The 15,052-nt window shown below is 30.7% G+C and carries 13 protein-coding genes; 12 read left to right on the forward strand and 1 reads right to left on the reverse strand.

Annotated features, from left to right (window positions below):
* Nucleotides 1–18: 18 nt before the first annotated feature.
* Nucleotides 19–1,107: a M42 family metallopeptidase gene (locus K8354_RS04110; RefSeq protein ID WP_223445599.1), complete on the reverse strand. Its 1,089-nt coding sequence runs from the start codon at nucleotides 1,105–1,107 to the stop codon at nucleotides 19–21.
* 148 nt (nucleotides 1,108–1,255) lie between these two features.
* On the opposite strand from K8354_RS04110, the gene K8354_RS04115 reads away from it, so the two are divergent.
* From K8354_RS04115 to K8354_RS04170, 12 genes are all read left to right on the forward strand, one after another.
* Nucleotides 1,256–1,681 (forward strand): hypothetical protein, encoded by a 426-nt coding sequence (locus K8354_RS04115; protein ID WP_223445600.1) that lies wholly within the window; start codon nucleotides 1,256–1,258, stop codon nucleotides 1,679–1,681.
* A complete protein-coding gene (locus K8354_RS04120; protein WP_223445601.1) occupies nucleotides 1,678–2,565 on the forward strand; it encodes an ABC transporter ATP-binding protein in 888 nt (295 codons plus the stop codon). Before K8354_RS04115 ends, K8354_RS04120 begins: the two co-directional genes overlap by 4 nt.
* A gap of 103 nt (nucleotides 2,566–2,668) precedes the next feature.
* Nucleotides 2,669–6,319 (forward strand): ABC transporter permease/M1 family aminopeptidase, encoded by a 3,651-nt coding sequence (locus tag K8354_RS04125; protein ID WP_223445602.1) that lies wholly within the window; start codon nucleotides 2,669–2,671, stop codon nucleotides 6,317–6,319.
* A 170-nt stretch (nucleotides 6,320–6,489) separates the two neighbouring features.
* Nucleotides 6,490–6,996 carry a DUF6913 domain-containing protein gene (locus tag K8354_RS04130; RefSeq protein ID WP_223445603.1) on the forward strand — a complete coding sequence of 169 codons (507 nt, stop codon included), beginning with the start codon at nucleotides 6,490–6,492 and terminating at the stop codon, nucleotides 6,994–6,996.
* Nucleotides 6,997–7,098: 102 nt separating this feature from the next.
* A complete protein-coding gene (gene dapA, locus K8354_RS04135; protein ID WP_223445604.1) occupies nucleotides 7,099–7,974 on the forward strand; it encodes a 4-hydroxy-tetrahydrodipicolinate synthase in 876 nt (291 codons plus the stop codon).
* A 430-nt stretch (nucleotides 7,975–8,404) separates the two neighbouring features.
* Nucleotides 8,405–9,256 carry an outer membrane protein assembly factor BamD gene (locus tag K8354_RS04140; protein WP_223445605.1) on the forward strand — a complete coding sequence of 284 codons (852 nt, stop codon included), beginning with the start codon at nucleotides 8,405–8,407 and terminating at the stop codon, nucleotides 9,254–9,256.
* 12 nt (nucleotides 9,257–9,268) lie between these two features.
* Nucleotides 9,269–9,589 carry a DNA-directed RNA polymerase subunit omega gene (locus K8354_RS04145; RefSeq protein ID WP_223445606.1) on the forward strand — a complete coding sequence of 107 codons (321 nt, stop codon included), beginning with the start codon at nucleotides 9,269–9,271 and terminating at the stop codon, nucleotides 9,587–9,589.
* Nucleotides 9,589–10,797 carry a bifunctional phosphopantothenoylcysteine decarboxylase/phosphopantothenate--cysteine ligase CoaBC gene (gene coaBC / locus K8354_RS04150; RefSeq protein WP_223445608.1) on the forward strand — a complete coding sequence of 403 codons (1,209 nt, stop codon included), beginning with the start codon at nucleotides 9,589–9,591 and terminating at the stop codon, nucleotides 10,795–10,797. Before K8354_RS04145 ends, coaBC begins: the two co-directional genes overlap by 1 nt.
* Before the next feature lie 134 nt (nucleotides 10,798–10,931).
* The gene (gene porD / locus K8354_RS04155; protein WP_223445610.1) at nucleotides 10,932–11,822 is read left to right on the forward strand and encodes a type IX secretion system protein PorD; all 891 of its coding nucleotides are present in this window, start codon (nucleotides 10,932–10,934) and stop codon (nucleotides 11,820–11,822) included.
* 60 nt (nucleotides 11,823–11,882) lie between these two features.
* The gene (gene recN, locus K8354_RS04160; protein ID WP_223445613.1) at nucleotides 11,883–13,541 is read left to right on the forward strand and encodes a DNA repair protein RecN; all 1,659 of its coding nucleotides are present in this window, start codon (nucleotides 11,883–11,885) and stop codon (nucleotides 13,539–13,541) included.
* A gap of 168 nt (nucleotides 13,542–13,709) precedes the next feature.
* Nucleotides 13,710–14,522 (forward strand): enoyl-ACP reductase FabI, encoded by an 813-nt coding sequence (locus K8354_RS04165; RefSeq protein WP_223445615.1) that lies wholly within the window; start codon nucleotides 13,710–13,712, stop codon nucleotides 14,520–14,522.
* Nucleotides 14,523–14,600: 78 nt separating this feature from the next.
* Complete coding sequence (locus K8354_RS04170; protein WP_223445617.1) at nucleotides 14,601–15,050, forward strand: hypothetical protein; 450 nt, start codon at nucleotides 14,601–14,603, stop codon at nucleotides 15,048–15,050.
* The last annotated feature ends 2 nt before the right edge of the window (nucleotides 15,051–15,052 follow it).

The following is a 15,052-nucleotide window of genomic DNA, read 5'->3' on the forward strand; positions in this document are numbered from 1 at the left end:
TGACAGGATGATCATGTCTTATTCAAAATAAGAAAAAGTGTCTCCTTCTTTCATCTTTAACAAGGTTTCATAAATCATTTTAATAACATTTTCAACATCATCTCTGTGCACCATTTCTACGGTAGTATGCATATAACGCAACGGCAAAGAAATTAATGCGGAAGCTACGCCGCCATTGCTATAAGCAAAAGCATCTGTATCTGTTCCGGTTGCTCTAGATAGGGCAGAACGCTGAAAAGGAATATTATTAATTTGCGCTGTTTCTATAATTAAATCGCGTAATTTTTGTTGCACGGCTGGTGCATAAGCAACCACAGGACCTTTTCCAAGTTCTAAAAAACCTGCTTTTTTTACTTCGATCATTGGGGTCGTGGTGTCATGAGTTACGTCGGTAACAATGGCGACATTGGGCTTAATAGTTTGGGTAATCATTTCCGCACCACGTAGGCCAATTTCCTCTTGTACTGAGTTTGTAATGTACAATCCAAAAGGCAATTCTTTCTTATTTTCTTTGAGTAAACGCGCTACTTCAGCAATCATAAAACCTCCCATTCTATTGTCTAAAGCTCTACAGACAAATTTATCGCCATTTAAAATATGAAACTCATCGGGATAGGTAATTACGCAACCTACATGAATGTCTAAAGCTTCAACTTCTTCTTTTGTGGCGCAACCTGTATCAATAAAAATATTATCAGGTTTTGGCGCTTCTTCTTTTGCTTTGTCTCTGGTATGAATTGCTGGCCATCCAAAAACACCTTTTACAATGCCGCTTTTGGTGTGAATATTCACAATTTTACTGGGAGCAATTTGATGATCTGAACCTCCGTTTCTAATCACATAAATTAAACCATTATCCGAAATATAATTAACATACCAAGAAATTTCATCGGCATGCCCTTCAATAACCACTTTGTATTTTGCATCTGGATTGATTACACCAACTGCAGAGCCATAGGTATCTGTGATAAAAGTATCTACATAGGGTTTTAAATACTCCATCCAAATTTTTTGCCCTTCCCATTCATAGCCAGTGGGTGCAGCATTATTTAGGTACTTTTCTAAAAATGTTAACGATTCTTTATTTAAAATTGTTTTTTTTGACATGAAATATTTAGTTTATGTATTTATACTTTTTATGTTTTGTAAAAATAAAGCGTTTTTTCTACTATTTTTAAAAATTAATCATAAAAAGTGTAACATTTTTTATGAAAAATCTACATATTGCTGAATATTAAACTAATCACTTAAAGCCATGAAATATTTAAAATTGACTTTTGCCACGCTCGTACTATTTGTGTTTTTTAGTTGTAATTTTCAAACTTCCCATAGTCCGAATGCACTACATCCGGATTTTAAAATTGGTAAAGACGGTTTAGAAAACCTATTAAAAGAGAAATTTAATTTCCAAAAAATGTCAGTAGGAACTCATATGAGTTCGAAAATGGGAGTGAAAGAACATGGTTTAAATTTAACATTTCAAAAAGAAGATTTGATGTCAGTTTCGGATAGTTTGCTAAAAACATATTCAACAGCTATAAAAAAATCTGTCATAAAGAATCTATTGCATTTAGAAGATTATGATTATTTAAATATTACTTTTGAAAATCAGTTTAGTGAGGGTGAATTTACAAAATCTACAGCCACTAAAATAAGAGAACAACTAAAACAAAAAAAATGAAGCTAGTTATTAAAAACTTAACCAAGACCTATAAAAATGGCGTAAAAGCAATTGATAATTTGAGTATCGAAATTGGTACAGGAATGTTTGGTTTATTGGGGCCTAATGGTGCAGGGAAATCATCATTAATGAGAACTATTGCCACTTTACAAAGTCCGGATGCTGGTTCTATTTTTTTTGGTGATATTGATGTTTTAAATGATAACATGTCTTTGCGAAGAGTGTTGGGTTATTTACCTCAATCTTTTGGGGTTTATCCAAAAATGTCTGCTGAAGATTTGTTAGATTATTTTGCAACCTTAAAAGGCGTTGCTAATAAAACAGAAAGAAATGCCATTGTGAAAGAAGTTTTAGAAATCACTAATTTATATGAGGTAAGACGCAAATATGTTGCTGGGTATTCTGGCGGAATGAAACAGCGTTTTGGTATTGCACAATTGCTTTTAAATAATCCAAAATTAATTATTGTTGATGAACCCACTGCTGGTTTAGATCCTGCTGAAAGACATCGTTTTTTAAATGTTTTAAGAGAAGTGGGTACCAATTGTACCGTAATTTTCTCTACGCATATTGTAGAAGATGTAAAAGAATTGTGTAATGAAATGGCTATTTTAAATGGTGGTAAAATTTTGAAACATACAACACCGCAAAACGCTACAAAAGAATTAGAAGGTAAAATTTGGACTAAAATTATTCAAAGAGAAGATTTGGAACAAGAAGAAAAAATGTATGAAATTTTATCATCAAACTACAATCAAGACAATACTTTAAATATTAGAGTGCATGCTTCTGTAAAACCTTCGGAAGAATTTGTTGCTGCAACACCACAATTAGATGATGTTTATTTTATCGCTTTAAAACAAGATGAACCAGAATTGGTTTAGAATTAAAATTAAAAGTTGAAAGTTCAAAGGTTGAAATATAAATTTCAATTCTCAATAAATTTTTAGCTTCTACTATTTTACCTACACTATTTAATACTATTTTATGTTTTTAACTATTTTTAAACAAGAATTAAAATACTGGTTTCACAAACCTGTTTTTTACATTTATATTGCCATATTTTTATTGATTTCATTTTTTTTAGCGGCAACATCTGCGGGTATTTGGGACGGAATTATTGGCACAACAGGTTCTTCTAGAATTGTAAATTCGCCTATTGGCGTTGTTGGTTTGTTTAATAGCTTAACTATTTTGGTGTTTTTCTTATTTCCATCAATAATTGGTGTCTCAATTTACAGAGATTTTAAAAGTGAAATGCACACCATTTTATATTCCTATCCTTTTACAAAAACCAATTATTTATTTGCTAAATTTTTTAGTGGTGTTGCTGTAGTTTCTATGGTTGTTTTAGTGATCGCTGTGGGAATGATCATCGGTTTTAGATTTCCAGGAACCAATTCAGAAATTGTAGGTGATTTTAATATCATGACTTACCTACAAACCTATTTCGTTTATATTTTACCAAACGTCTTATTTTTTGGAGCCGTTGTTTTTGCCGTAGTTACATTTTCAAGAAATATAGCTGCAGGTTTTATTACGGTGATTATTTTATTTTTTGCGCAAGGAGCTGTTGCCACTATTTTTTCAGACCCAGAGCAAGCAAAGTTGTTGGCAATATTAGATCCTTTTGGTTCTTCAGCATCTTCATATTACACGAAATATTGGACGGTTTCTGAACAAAACGAATTGCAAATACCTATTAAAGAGCTTATTATTTACAACAGGTTGGTATGGCTGGCTATTTCCTCATTAATTTTTGGCTTGGTATATAAATATTTTAAATTCGGTCAGAATGCGATTTCTATTTCTTTTAGAAAATCGAAAGGAGAACGAGTTACCAAAAGGAATTTTAGCGGAATTACTAGAATTACCTTACCAAAAGTAACACATAATTACTCTTTTTTACAGAATTTAAAAACGATGTGGAAATTATCGAACATCGATTTTAAATTTATTTTTAAGAGCTTACCTTTTATCAGTATTCTAGTAGTCGGTATCTTACTTTTAGTAGGAGCCTTATTTACGGTTGGTGAAATTTCGGGAACTAAAACACTTCCTGTAACATGGTTAATGCTGCTTGGTGGAAATGTTTTTAGTAGTTTGATCATTAATTTATGTACTTTTTTATACGCAGGAATTTTAGTAGAAAGGGCTAACACTGCTAAAATGAATTATTTAATAGATAGTACACCCATACCAAATTGGACTTTACTGTTCTCTAAACTAATTGCTTTGTTAAAAATGCAAATTATTTTATTAACAGTTATTATGGTTGCTGGTATGTCGTTTCAGGCATATAACGGATATTACGATTTTGAAATCGGTCATTATTTAAAAGAATTGTATGGTTTAAAATTCTTGAACTATTTAATTTGGGCATTTTTGGCAATTTTTATTCAAACCTTGGTTAAAAATCAATATTTAGGATTTTTTATTTTATTGCTAATAACCATCGTAACACCATTATTATCATTTATAGGTATCGAATTAGATGTTTTTAAATACAACCAAGGATCAGGTTATAGCTATACCGATATGAATGGCTACGGTTCTGCTTTGTCAAGGTATTTGTGGTATAAAATCTACTGGGTTTTAGGAGGAACGGTGTTGTTAATTTTAAGTATTGTAATGTGGGTTAGAGGTTTGCCAAATTCTTTTGCAGAGCGAATTTCTATAGCAAAACAGCGTTTTACAAAACCTAAAATAGTTAGTTTAGGCGTTATTCTTGCAGCCTTTTTAACTTTAGGAGTTACTATTTATTTAGAAACAAAATCTGATAATGAGTTTTCGTCTTCTAAACAAGCCGAATTAAATGCGGTGAAATGGGAAAAAAACTATAAAAAATACGAAACCTATAAACAACCAAGAATTGTTGCTGTAAATGCAGATGTGCATCTTTATCCGAAGAAAAAAACCTACAAAGCGAGCGCAATTTACACAATGGTCAATAAAACAGACGAAGCTATTGATAGTATTTTCTTAAATCATAATTCACTAGAAAATACCTTTGAGTTTAATAAATCAAATACAATAGTTTTAGAAGATACTATACTTAATTTTGATATTTATAAGTTTGATAAAAAAATTCTGCCAGGAGATACTTTGCAACTTACTATTCATGTAAAAAGTGATGAAAATACTACATTTCAGCGTAAATCTCCCATTATAGAAAACGGCACATTTATTAGAAACTCGTCTATGTTTCCTAATTTAGGATATGTAGCTAGAGGAGAATTAACAGATAATAAGACGCGTAAAAAATACGACTTACCTCCAAATAATTTACGTCCACATCCATCAGATTCTACTGCTTTAGGAAACACTTATATTTCAAAAGATTCAGATTGGATTGATTTTGAAGCGACCGTATCTACCTCTAAAGACCAAATTGCAATTGCACCTGGATATTTGCAAAAAGAATGGATGGAAGATGATCGTAAATATTTCCATTATAAAATGGATAGTAAAATTTTAAACTTTTACGCCTTCAATTCTGCCAGATATGAAGTTAAAAAAGAACTATGGAATGGTATTAGTTTAGAAATTTACTACCATAAACCTCATCACTATAATTTAGATAGAATGATGAAAGGTATGAAAGCTTCTTTGACTTATAGTGCAAAGAATTTTAGCCCTTATCAGCATCGACAATTAAGAATTGTAGAGTTTCCAAGTGGCAGTTTTGCACAGGCTTTTGCCAATACAATTCCGTTTGCTGGAGATGCCGGTTTTATAGCAGATGTAGATGATGAAAATGATGAAGGCGTAGATTATCCTTTTGCAATTACGGTGCATGAAGTGGCACATCAATGGTGGGCGCATCAAGTAATTGGCGCAGATGTTTTGGGTGCAACCATGTTATCTGAAAGTATGTCTGAATATGTTGCTTTAAAAGTGTTAGAGCATCAAAATGGAAAAGCAAAAATGCGTACTTTTCTAAAGAAAGCTTTAGATGGTTATTTGATGCAGCGAACGTTTGAATCTAAAAGAGAAAAACCCCTGATGTTCAATGATGGGCAAGGGTACATTCATTATCAAAAAGGATCTTTAGTGATGTATGCCATAAGCGATTATATTGGCGAAGAAAAGTTAAATGGTGCTTTTAAAAAATACGTGGAAAAAGTACAGTTCCAAGAACCACCGTATACAACATCCATAGAAATGGTGGATTATATAAAAGAAGTTACGCCAGATTCTTTGCAGTATGTGATTAAAGACATGTTTGAAACCATTACCTTGTATAAAAATAGAATTGTAGAAGCTAAAAGCACCAAATTAGAGAACGGAAAATACCAAGTAGATATTGAGTTTGAAGTTTCTAAATATAGAAATGACGAAAAAGGTAAAAAGTATTACGGTGAAAAAGTAGGTGATACCTTATCTTATAAAACAGATAAGATGAAAAACCCAATTTTATCTGTTCCTTTAGCGGACTATATTGATATTGGTATTTTCGGTGTAGAGGAAGTTGATGGTGAAAAAAAGGAAATAGAATTATTTTTGAAGAAATATAAAATAACTGAAATCCACAATAAAATTACCCTTATTGTTGATCAAAAACCAATAGAAGTAGGGGTAGATCCTTATAATAAATTAATTGATACACAATCTGAAGATAATAGAAGAAAGTTATAATTGAAGTTAAAATGGGAGTAAAAGAATTACTTCCATTAAAAAGTAAATTTTAATTTCTGATGGTAATTTTAGCGATGCCAGAAGAATTTAAGTCAATTTATTGGATAGAAGTAGATTAAAATAAATAGTAGCATTTTTGTAGATGTTAAAAGGAATTAAAAATTACTAGCTTGAAAAAATCTTTTATTAAAAAGCGATTTCATAAATTACTGCTAGAAAATGAGCAGAATAGGGTAGTCTCTAATGATGAGGTTTTTACGGTAGCAATACTTATACCTGTTGAGCTTTCTAAAATCATACATATTCAGGAGGAAGCAGAAAAAATATTAGATATCGGCAATATGAGAACTTATCGGTATCGACCTTTTAGTAAAAATCAGGTTCGTTCCTATAAATACTATACAGAAAAAGATTTTAATTGGAAAGGAGAACCTAAAAAAGGCCCTTTTAAAGATTTTATAGAGGAACCTTTTGATTTGTTAATCGGGTATTTTAATAAAAATAATTTGTATTTAGAAAATGCGGTTTTAAGGTCAAAGGCTAAATTTAAAGTGGGTTTTGCAAAAGTAAATCAGGGTTTATATGATTTAGAAATTGCAGAATCTCCGAATAAAGTAGAGAGTTTTCTTTCAGAATTAAAAAAATACTTACTGGTTTTACAAAAACTGAAAAATTAAACTTCCTATAAAAATTTGTGTATTCTTAATGAGAAGTCAATTTTTAATTAAGGATTCAATTTGATTATTGTAATTTTGACTTTCTAAAAAATTAAAAAAATAATGCAAAAATTTATTGGTACAGGCGTTGCTTTAATAACTCCGTTTAAAAATGATTTAACGGTAGATGTTGATGCACTTATAAAATTGGTAAACTTCAATATAGAAAATGGTACTAATTATTTAGTAATCAACGGTACAACAGGTGAAAGCGGTACTATTTCTAAAGAAGAAAAACAACTAATTATCGATATTATTGTACAAACAAATAACAAACGTTTACCTTTAGTTTTGGGTATTGGAGGTAACAATACCTTAGAAGTTGTGAAAGAGTTACAAACGAGAGATGTATCTGAAATAGATGGAATTTTATCAGTTGCTCCGTATTATTGTAAGCCAACCCAAGAAGGTTTTTATCAACATTACAAAGCCATCGCAGAAGCAACAACCTTGCCCATAATTTTATACAATGTTCCTGGAAGAACTGCTAAAAATATGGAGCCAGCAACTACGTTGCGATTGGCAAAAGATTTTAAAAATATTGTGGCTATCAAAGAAGCAGGAAATAATCAGCAACAATATTATACTTTATTAAAGGACAAACCTGATGATTTTTTAATTATCTCTGGAGATGATGATTTGGCTTTAGGAGTTACTTTGGCGGGTGGTTCTGGAGTTATTTCGGTTATTGGACAAGCTTTTCCTAAAGAGTTTTCTAAAATGATTCAACTTGGTTTAGACGGTAAAAATAGAGAAGCGTATCAAATTCATTATAAAATGATGGATGTTATTGATTATATTTTTGAAGAAAATAACCCTGCCGGAATCAAAACTGTTTTACAAGAATTGGGCATTTGTAAAAATGATGTGCGTTTGCCTTTGGTAAAAGCAAGTGCTGAATTAGAGACAAAAATAAGGAAGTTTGTTTCAGATTTTTAAAAGAAGCATTAAAAATGATTCATCAGAGATTGCAAACCAAAATGAATCTTAACAAACTTTTAGGTTCAATTTAGCATCTTTTTAAGTCTTTTTTGTTGATTATTGCGACGCACATTTTAGTGTTGTTTAAATCGTTTTAAGGATCATATCATTTTAAGAAGGTACTATTTTAGTAAATCGTTTCTTTTTCCCTTACTTTTTATTAAAAAAAAATACCTTGAGGAATGCCATGTTAATTCTTTTTAAGTTCAATGAATCAAAAAATAATTTGATGTAGTCACAAGACATTATCAACCTAAAATGGTCTCAGGAAGTTTTTAAAAATGCGCATGCTCTTAAAGGATTTGGAACAAATTGAAAAGATTTATTTTGAGAAAAACAAATTCTTTTATTATCCATAATTAATTACTAATTTTGCCCGATGCAAAAAATGAAAAATTTAGCGTTCTTATTATTGTTCAGTTTACTATTATATTCTTGTGGAGAATATCAAAAAGTGCTGAATAAAGGTACTGTTGAAGAGAAGTACAAGATGGCCGTAAAATTGTATGAAACAAAAAAATACGCCAAAGCTTTGCGCCTGTTTGAGAAAATTACACCTGCTTATAAGGGGAAACCTCAAATGGAGCGTATTCAATTTATGGTAGCGCAATCTAATTTTAACGAAAAAAGTTACACCTTAGCGGGGTATTATTTTGATCGTTTTATGAAAAATTATCCGAAAAGTTCAAAAAATGAAGAAGCAGCATTTTTGTCGGCGTATAGTTATAAATTGGCATCGCCTGTTTTTAGTAAAGATCCAACGGATACAAAAAAAGCATTAGAAGCTTTTCAGAGTTTTATAAATATGTACCCTAATTCTGATAAAATTGAAGAAGCAAATCAGCATTATAAAGATCTGAGATATAAATTGCAGAAAAAATATTTTGAAATTGCAAAAGTATATTACACTACAGCAGAGTACGATAGAAGAAATTATCAGGCGGCCATACAAGCTTTTGATAACTTATTATCAGACTATTTAGGTTCTGAATTTAAAGAAGAAGCTCTATACTATCGATTTAAAGCGGCTTATGATTTTGAATTAAAAAGTACGGATAGAAGAAAATCAGAAAGAATAAAGGTTGCCATTGAAGCGTATGACAAATTAAAAAGAAACTATCCTGAATCTAAATTCATGGAAGAATGTAATGAAATGTTAGAAGTGCTTCAAAAAGAAGAAATTAGATTGAATGAAATTATTGCCAAAAATAAGGAATTATTAAAAGAGGATTCTCAATAGAAATTACAAATTATGGATTATAAAGATACAGAAGCAGCAATCAGTACAGTTACGTATAATAGGAATGAGATTGAAGCTCCCACTCAAAATATTTATGAGGCAATTTCAATTATTGCCAAAAGAGCTGATCAAATAAATGCTGATTTAAAAAAAGAATTGGTTGATAAATTAGATGAATTTGCGACTTACAACGATAGTTTGGAAGAAGTTTTTGAAAATAAAGAACAAATAGAAGTATCTAAATTTTATGAGCGTTTACCAAAGCCAACGGCTATTGCTGTTAGCGAATGGTTAAATGGTAAAGTTTATTTTAGAAATCCAGAAACGGAATAATGTCTGTTTTAAGTGGTAAAAAAATCCTTTTAGGCATTACTGCTGGAATTGCTGCATACAAAACGGCTAGTTTAGTTCGTTTATTTATAAAATTAGACGCAGAAGTCAAAGTAATTATGACGCCTGCGTCTAAAGATTTTATAACACCTCTTACACTTTCTACACTTTCTAAAAACCCAGTACATTCAACTTTTTATGACAAGGAAGAGGAGAATGAATTATGGAACAATCATGTAGATTTAGGTTTATGGGCAGATTATTTTTTAATTGCGCCAGCTACAGCCAATACACTTTCTAATATGGCAAATGGTACTTGTAATAATTTATTATTAGCTACCTACTTATCGGCAAAATGTCCTGTTTATTTTGCTCCAGCCATGGATTTAGATATGTACAAACATCCATCAACTAAAGAAAGTTTAACCAAATTACAATCTTTTAAAAATATATTAATTCCTGCAACTTCAGGCGAATTGGCAAGTGGTTTGGTTGGTGAAGGAAGAATGGCAGAACCCCAAGATATTGTATCCTTTATAGAAAGTGACATTATATCAAAATTACCATTGCGCGGTAAAAAAGTATTAATCACTGCAGGGCCAACCTATGAAGCTATTGATCCTGTTCGTTTTATTGGCAATCATTCTTCAGGAAAAATGGGTTTTTCAATTGCAAATGTAGCGGCTAATTTAGGAGCAGAAGTCTATTTAATTTCAGGACCAAGTCAGCAACAAATAAAACATTCTTTTGTTCATAGAATTGACGTGGTTTCAGCAGAGCAAATGTATACAGCGGCACATAAATATTTTAAAGATATAGATATCGCTATTTTAGCTGCGGCCGTGGCTGATTATAAACCTAAAAATATTGCTGATCAGAAAATAAAAAAGAAGGATGCAACGTTAAGTATGGAGTTAGAACCCACAAAAGATATTTTGGCTTCTCTTGGACTCATAAAGAAACATCAGTTTTTAGTGGGCTTCGCATTAGAAACGAATAATGAAATAGAAAATGCAAAAAGTAAAATTAAACGCAAAAATTTAGATGCCATTGTGTTGAATTCTTTACAGGATAAAGGAGCTGGTTTTGCGACAAACACAAATAAAATTACTTTTATAGATAAAGATTTTGAAGAAAAATCATTTGAATTGAAATCTAAAATAGAGGTAGCAAAAGATATTCTCGACGAAATTCTACTTAAAATGATTTAAATATTTCTTGTCTCCTTTGGCATCATTACTGAAATAAGAATATTTTTTGATGAAAGTAATAAATGCAGTTCTCGAGAGGTATATAGTTAAGTCTCTACTGGCTCAACTAAACAGAAAAATATAAAAAATATAAGATGCGTACACTTGTTTTTCTAGTTACATTTTTTTTAATAACCAACAATTTAAAATCTCAAGAAATCAATTGTTTGGTAAACGTAAATTTTGACCAAATTGCCGGTTCTAATAGGCAAGTTTTTGAAACTTTAGAAACTGCTTTAACAGAATTTATCAACCAAAAAAAATGGACAAATAGAGTTGTACAAACAGAGGAACGAGTTGATTGTGTTATGAATATTATCATTACCTCTAGAGATAATAATACATTTACCGCAACTTTACAGGTGCAATCTACAAGACCTGTTTATGGTTCTAGTTATTCAACGCCAATTTTAAATTTAAAAGACAATGAGTTTAATTTTAAATACAACGAATTTGACCCTTTAATTTATAACAGAAACTCTTTTGATAGCAATTTAATTTCTACCATTGCATTTTATGTATACACTATTTTAGGTGTAGATGCAGATACTTTTTCTAAATACGGAGGTGAAACCGAGCTAAAAGAAGCGCAAAATGTAATGTTACAAGCGCAGCAGAGTGGTTTAGCTTCTTGGCAAAATGTGGTAGGCAAGCAAAATCGTTTTTTATTAATCGATAATTTATTAGCACCTAAATTAAAAGTTTTTAGAGATGCTTTGTATGATTATCATATAAAAGGATTAGATAATTTTGCCTCAAACAAAGAATATGGTAAGCAAGCTATCGAAAATAGTGTATTATCAATTGGAAATATTTTTAATAAAACGGTTGGTAATTATTTAATAAGAATTTTTTTTGATGCCAAAGCAGATGAAATTGTGAATATTTATTCTGAGGGGCCTAGAACTAAAAATGTGAACCGGTTAACTACTGAATTAAGAAAAATATCTCCCAATAATAATTCTAAATGGAGAAATATTGAGTAGTGTTTTATTTTAATTTTCTGAATTTAATTCACTAATTTTATTTCTTAAAATATAGAAAGTTTGCTAACACAACTATCCATTAATAATTACGCATTAATCAATCAATTATCGATTGATTTTTCAGCTGGTTTGTCCATTATTACAGGAGAAACTGGTGCAGGAAAATCTATTTTACTAGGCGCTTTAGGGTTGGTTTTAGGAAATAGAGCAGATTTATCTTCGTTAAAAGATACGTCTAGAAAATGTATTGTAGAAGCAAAAGTTTCTATTGCTAACTACAATTTAAAAGATTTTTTTAATGAAGTTGATTTAGATTATGAATCTGAAACCATTATTAGAAGAGAAATTTTACCATCAGGAAAATCGCGAGCTTTTGTAAATGATACACCAGTTACACTTTCGGTTTTAAATCAATTAAGAACGCAATTAGTAGATGTGCATTCTCAGCATCAAACCATGCAATTAGCCGATAATAGCTTTCAATTTTCTGTGATTGACTCTTTGGCAAAAAATCAAGATAGGATTGCTTCTTATCGAAGAGGATTTCAGCAGCTAAATCATCATAAGAAAGAATTACAAAAGTTAATAGCTATTCAGAAAGAAGCGAATAAACAATATGATTATAATTTGCATTTGTTTAACGAGTTAGAAGAAGCAAATTTAAAGATTGATGAGCAAGAATTACTGGAAGAGAAATTAGAAAAACTGAACAATATCGAAGATATTAAACTTAATTTATCCGAAGCTTTAGAACTTTCTGTGAATGAAGAAATTGGTATTCAGAACTTATTAAATACTTTAGAAAATAGGTTGGATAAAATTGCACCTTTTTCAACGGAATATCAAGAACTTTCAAAGAGAGTTACGAGTATGAAAATTGAGATGGATGATATTGTGACAGAGTTAGAAGATGCGAATGAAAACGTAGAATTCAACCCGAATGAAGCGGAGGAAATTAATGATCGATTGCAATTGATTTACAATTTACAAAAGAAACATGATGTAAATACCAATCAAGAATTATTAGACGTTTTAGAAGATTTGTCAGTAAAAGTAAGTCAAGTAGAAAATGCGGAAGAAACAATCAGTAGTAAGAAAAAAGAAATTGAAGGCATTTCTACAAAACTAGATAAAGTTGCTGCATTAATTTCTAAACATAGAACATCATCTGCTCCTAAATTAACGAAAGAATTACAATTTTTACTAACCGATTTAGGTATGAAAAATGCTCGTTTTTCTATAAAAATTAAACAAACAGCTAACTATTTTTATAACGGAAAAGATGAATTAGAGTTTTTATTTTCGGCGAATAAAGGAGGTAATTTTGGGGAGTTAAAAAAAGTAGCTTCCGGAGGAGAATTGTCAAGAATTATGCTATCCGTAAAGAAAGTATTGTCAGAACATACACAGTTACCAACTATTATTTTTGATGAAATTGATACCGGAGTGTCTGGCGAAGTTTCCAATAAAATTGCTGCAATTATGCAGCAAATGAGTAGACATATGCAGGTGATTTCAATTACGCATTTACCTCAAATTGCATCAAAAGGAGCCCATCATTATAAAGTCTTTAAAAAAGAAATAAACGGAATGACCACTACCAATTTAAAACATTTAACGGAGGGGGAAAGAATTGTGGAAATTGCCGAAATGTTAAGTGGTAAAGATATAACTGAATCGGCATTGATTCATGCAAAAGAATTGTTAGCAAATCCTTAAATCGGTGGGGAGAAGATTAAGTTTTCAATGAATACCATAAGCAAGAACTTGCCATAGGTTATTTTATAATCTTTAGATATTTTATTTCCTCCCTTTGCGAAAATTTCTTAAAGTATAAGGAATTTAAAAATAATCAACCATCAATTAATACCTAAAAACTAAAAGAAAATGTACAATTTATTAAAGGGTAAAAAAGGAATCATATTCGGAGCTTTAAACCAGCATTCTATCGCATGGAAAGTTGCTGAAAGAGCACATGAAGAAGGAGCAGAATTTGTATTAACAAACGCACCAATTGCTTTACGAATGGGCGAATTAAATGCATTAGCAGAAAAAACAGGATCTCAGGTTATTGCAGCAGACGCCACTTCTATCGAAGATTTAAACAATTTGGTCGAAAAATCTATGGAAATTTTAGGTGGTAAAATCGACTTTGTATTGCATTCTATTGGTATGTCTGTAAATGTTAGAAAAGGCAGACATTATACAGATCCTAAATATGATTTTACAACCAAAGGCTGGGATATTTCTGCAGTTTCTTTTCATAAAGTAATGAATGTTTTATACAACAAAAAGGCCATGAGCGAGTGGGGTTCTATTGTTGCCTTAACTTATATGGCTGCGCAAAGAGTGTTTCCAGATTACAATGATATGGCAGATAATAAAGCTTATTTAGAGTCTATTGCACGCAGTTTTGGTTACTTTTTTGGGAGAGATCATAAAGTTCGTGTCAATACAATATCGCAATCTCCAACTCCAACAACTGCCGGAAGTGGTGTAAAAGGTTTTGATGGTTTTATTGAGTATGCAGAAAAAATGAGTCCGTTAGGAAATGCCACCGCTTTAGAATGTGCGGATTATACGATTACAATGTTTTCTGATTTAACAAAGAAAGTAACTTTACAAAATTTATTTCATGATGGCGGATTTTCTAATATGGGCGTTAGCGATCCTGTAATGGATAAATTTACAGATGAATAATTTTTCCTAGCTATTTTTTAAAGAGATGTGCTCCTTTTTTTAGGAATGTATTTTAAATCACTAAATTTAATTTTTAACATGAGTTTTTTTAAGAAAATTGACAAAGTATTTGCAGGTTCTGAAGAGTTTAATCTGATGGATAGAACTGAGGTAGATATTCAAATTGAAGAGAATATAAAAACAGTTGGAATTCATAAATTTGCTGAATCTAAATATGGGGATTTATATTTACGAGTAAACGAATTAGGGGGCTTTTTAATTTTAGAAACGATTATTGTAAGTGCTACCAATTTAAAAAGTAAAAAAGGAAGCAGGCTTACTTTTATAAGAGAAAATGAGATGTTTAAACTAGAATCTGATGAACATAAAATTGAATCTGATTTTTCTAAGACTGTAAAAAAGTCGGTGACTAAAATAGATTATAACATTTCTTTAGAAGAAGTAGAAAATTTTAAAGAGAAAAAATATGATGAAGTTCGTTTTGAAATTAACGGAAAAGAGATTGTATTTTCTGTTGTAACATCATAAAT

Origin of the sequence: Polaribacter litorisediminis, from assembly GCF_019968605.1 — a bacterium.
In the GTDB taxonomy this organism is placed as follows: Bacteria; Bacteroidota; Bacteroidia; order Flavobacteriales; family Flavobacteriaceae; genus Polaribacter; species Polaribacter litorisediminis.

What these genes read in the sequence shown, in the direction of transcription:
- K8354_RS04110 (WP_223445599.1), bottom strand. Translation starts at nt 1,107, where the DNA reads ATGTCAAAAAAAACAATTTTAAATAAAGAATCGTTAACATTTTTAGAA.
- K8354_RS04115 (WP_223445600.1), top strand. Translation starts at nt 1,256, where the DNA reads ATGAAATATTTAAAATTGACTTTTGCCACGCTCGTACTATTTGTGTTT.
- K8354_RS04120 (WP_223445601.1), top strand. Translation starts at nt 1,678, where the DNA reads ATGAAGCTAGTTATTAAAAACTTAACCAAGACCTATAAAAATGGCGTA.
- K8354_RS04125 (WP_223445602.1), top strand. Translation starts at nt 2,669, where the DNA reads ATGTTTTTAACTATTTTTAAACAAGAATTAAAATACTGGTTTCACAAA.
- dapA (WP_223445604.1), top strand. Translation starts at nt 7,099, where the DNA reads ATGCAAAAATTTATTGGTACAGGCGTTGCTTTAATAACTCCGTTTAAA.
- K8354_RS04140 (WP_223445605.1), top strand. Translation starts at nt 8,405, where the DNA reads ATGAAAAATTTAGCGTTCTTATTATTGTTCAGTTTACTATTATATTCT.
- K8354_RS04145 (WP_223445606.1), top strand. Translation starts at nt 9,269, where the DNA reads ATGGATTATAAAGATACAGAAGCAGCAATCAGTACAGTTACGTATAAT.
- coaBC (WP_223445608.1), top strand. Translation starts at nt 9,589, where the DNA reads ATGTCTGTTTTAAGTGGTAAAAAAATCCTTTTAGGCATTACTGCTGGA.
- porD (WP_223445610.1), top strand. Translation starts at nt 10,932, where the DNA reads ATGCGTACACTTGTTTTTCTAGTTACATTTTTTTTAATAACCAACAAT.
- K8354_RS04165 (WP_223445615.1), top strand. Translation starts at nt 13,710, where the DNA reads ATGTACAATTTATTAAAGGGTAAAAAAGGAATCATATTCGGAGCTTTA.
- K8354_RS04170 (WP_223445617.1), top strand. Translation starts at nt 14,601, where the DNA reads ATGAGTTTTTTTAAGAAAATTGACAAAGTATTTGCAGGTTCTGAAGAG.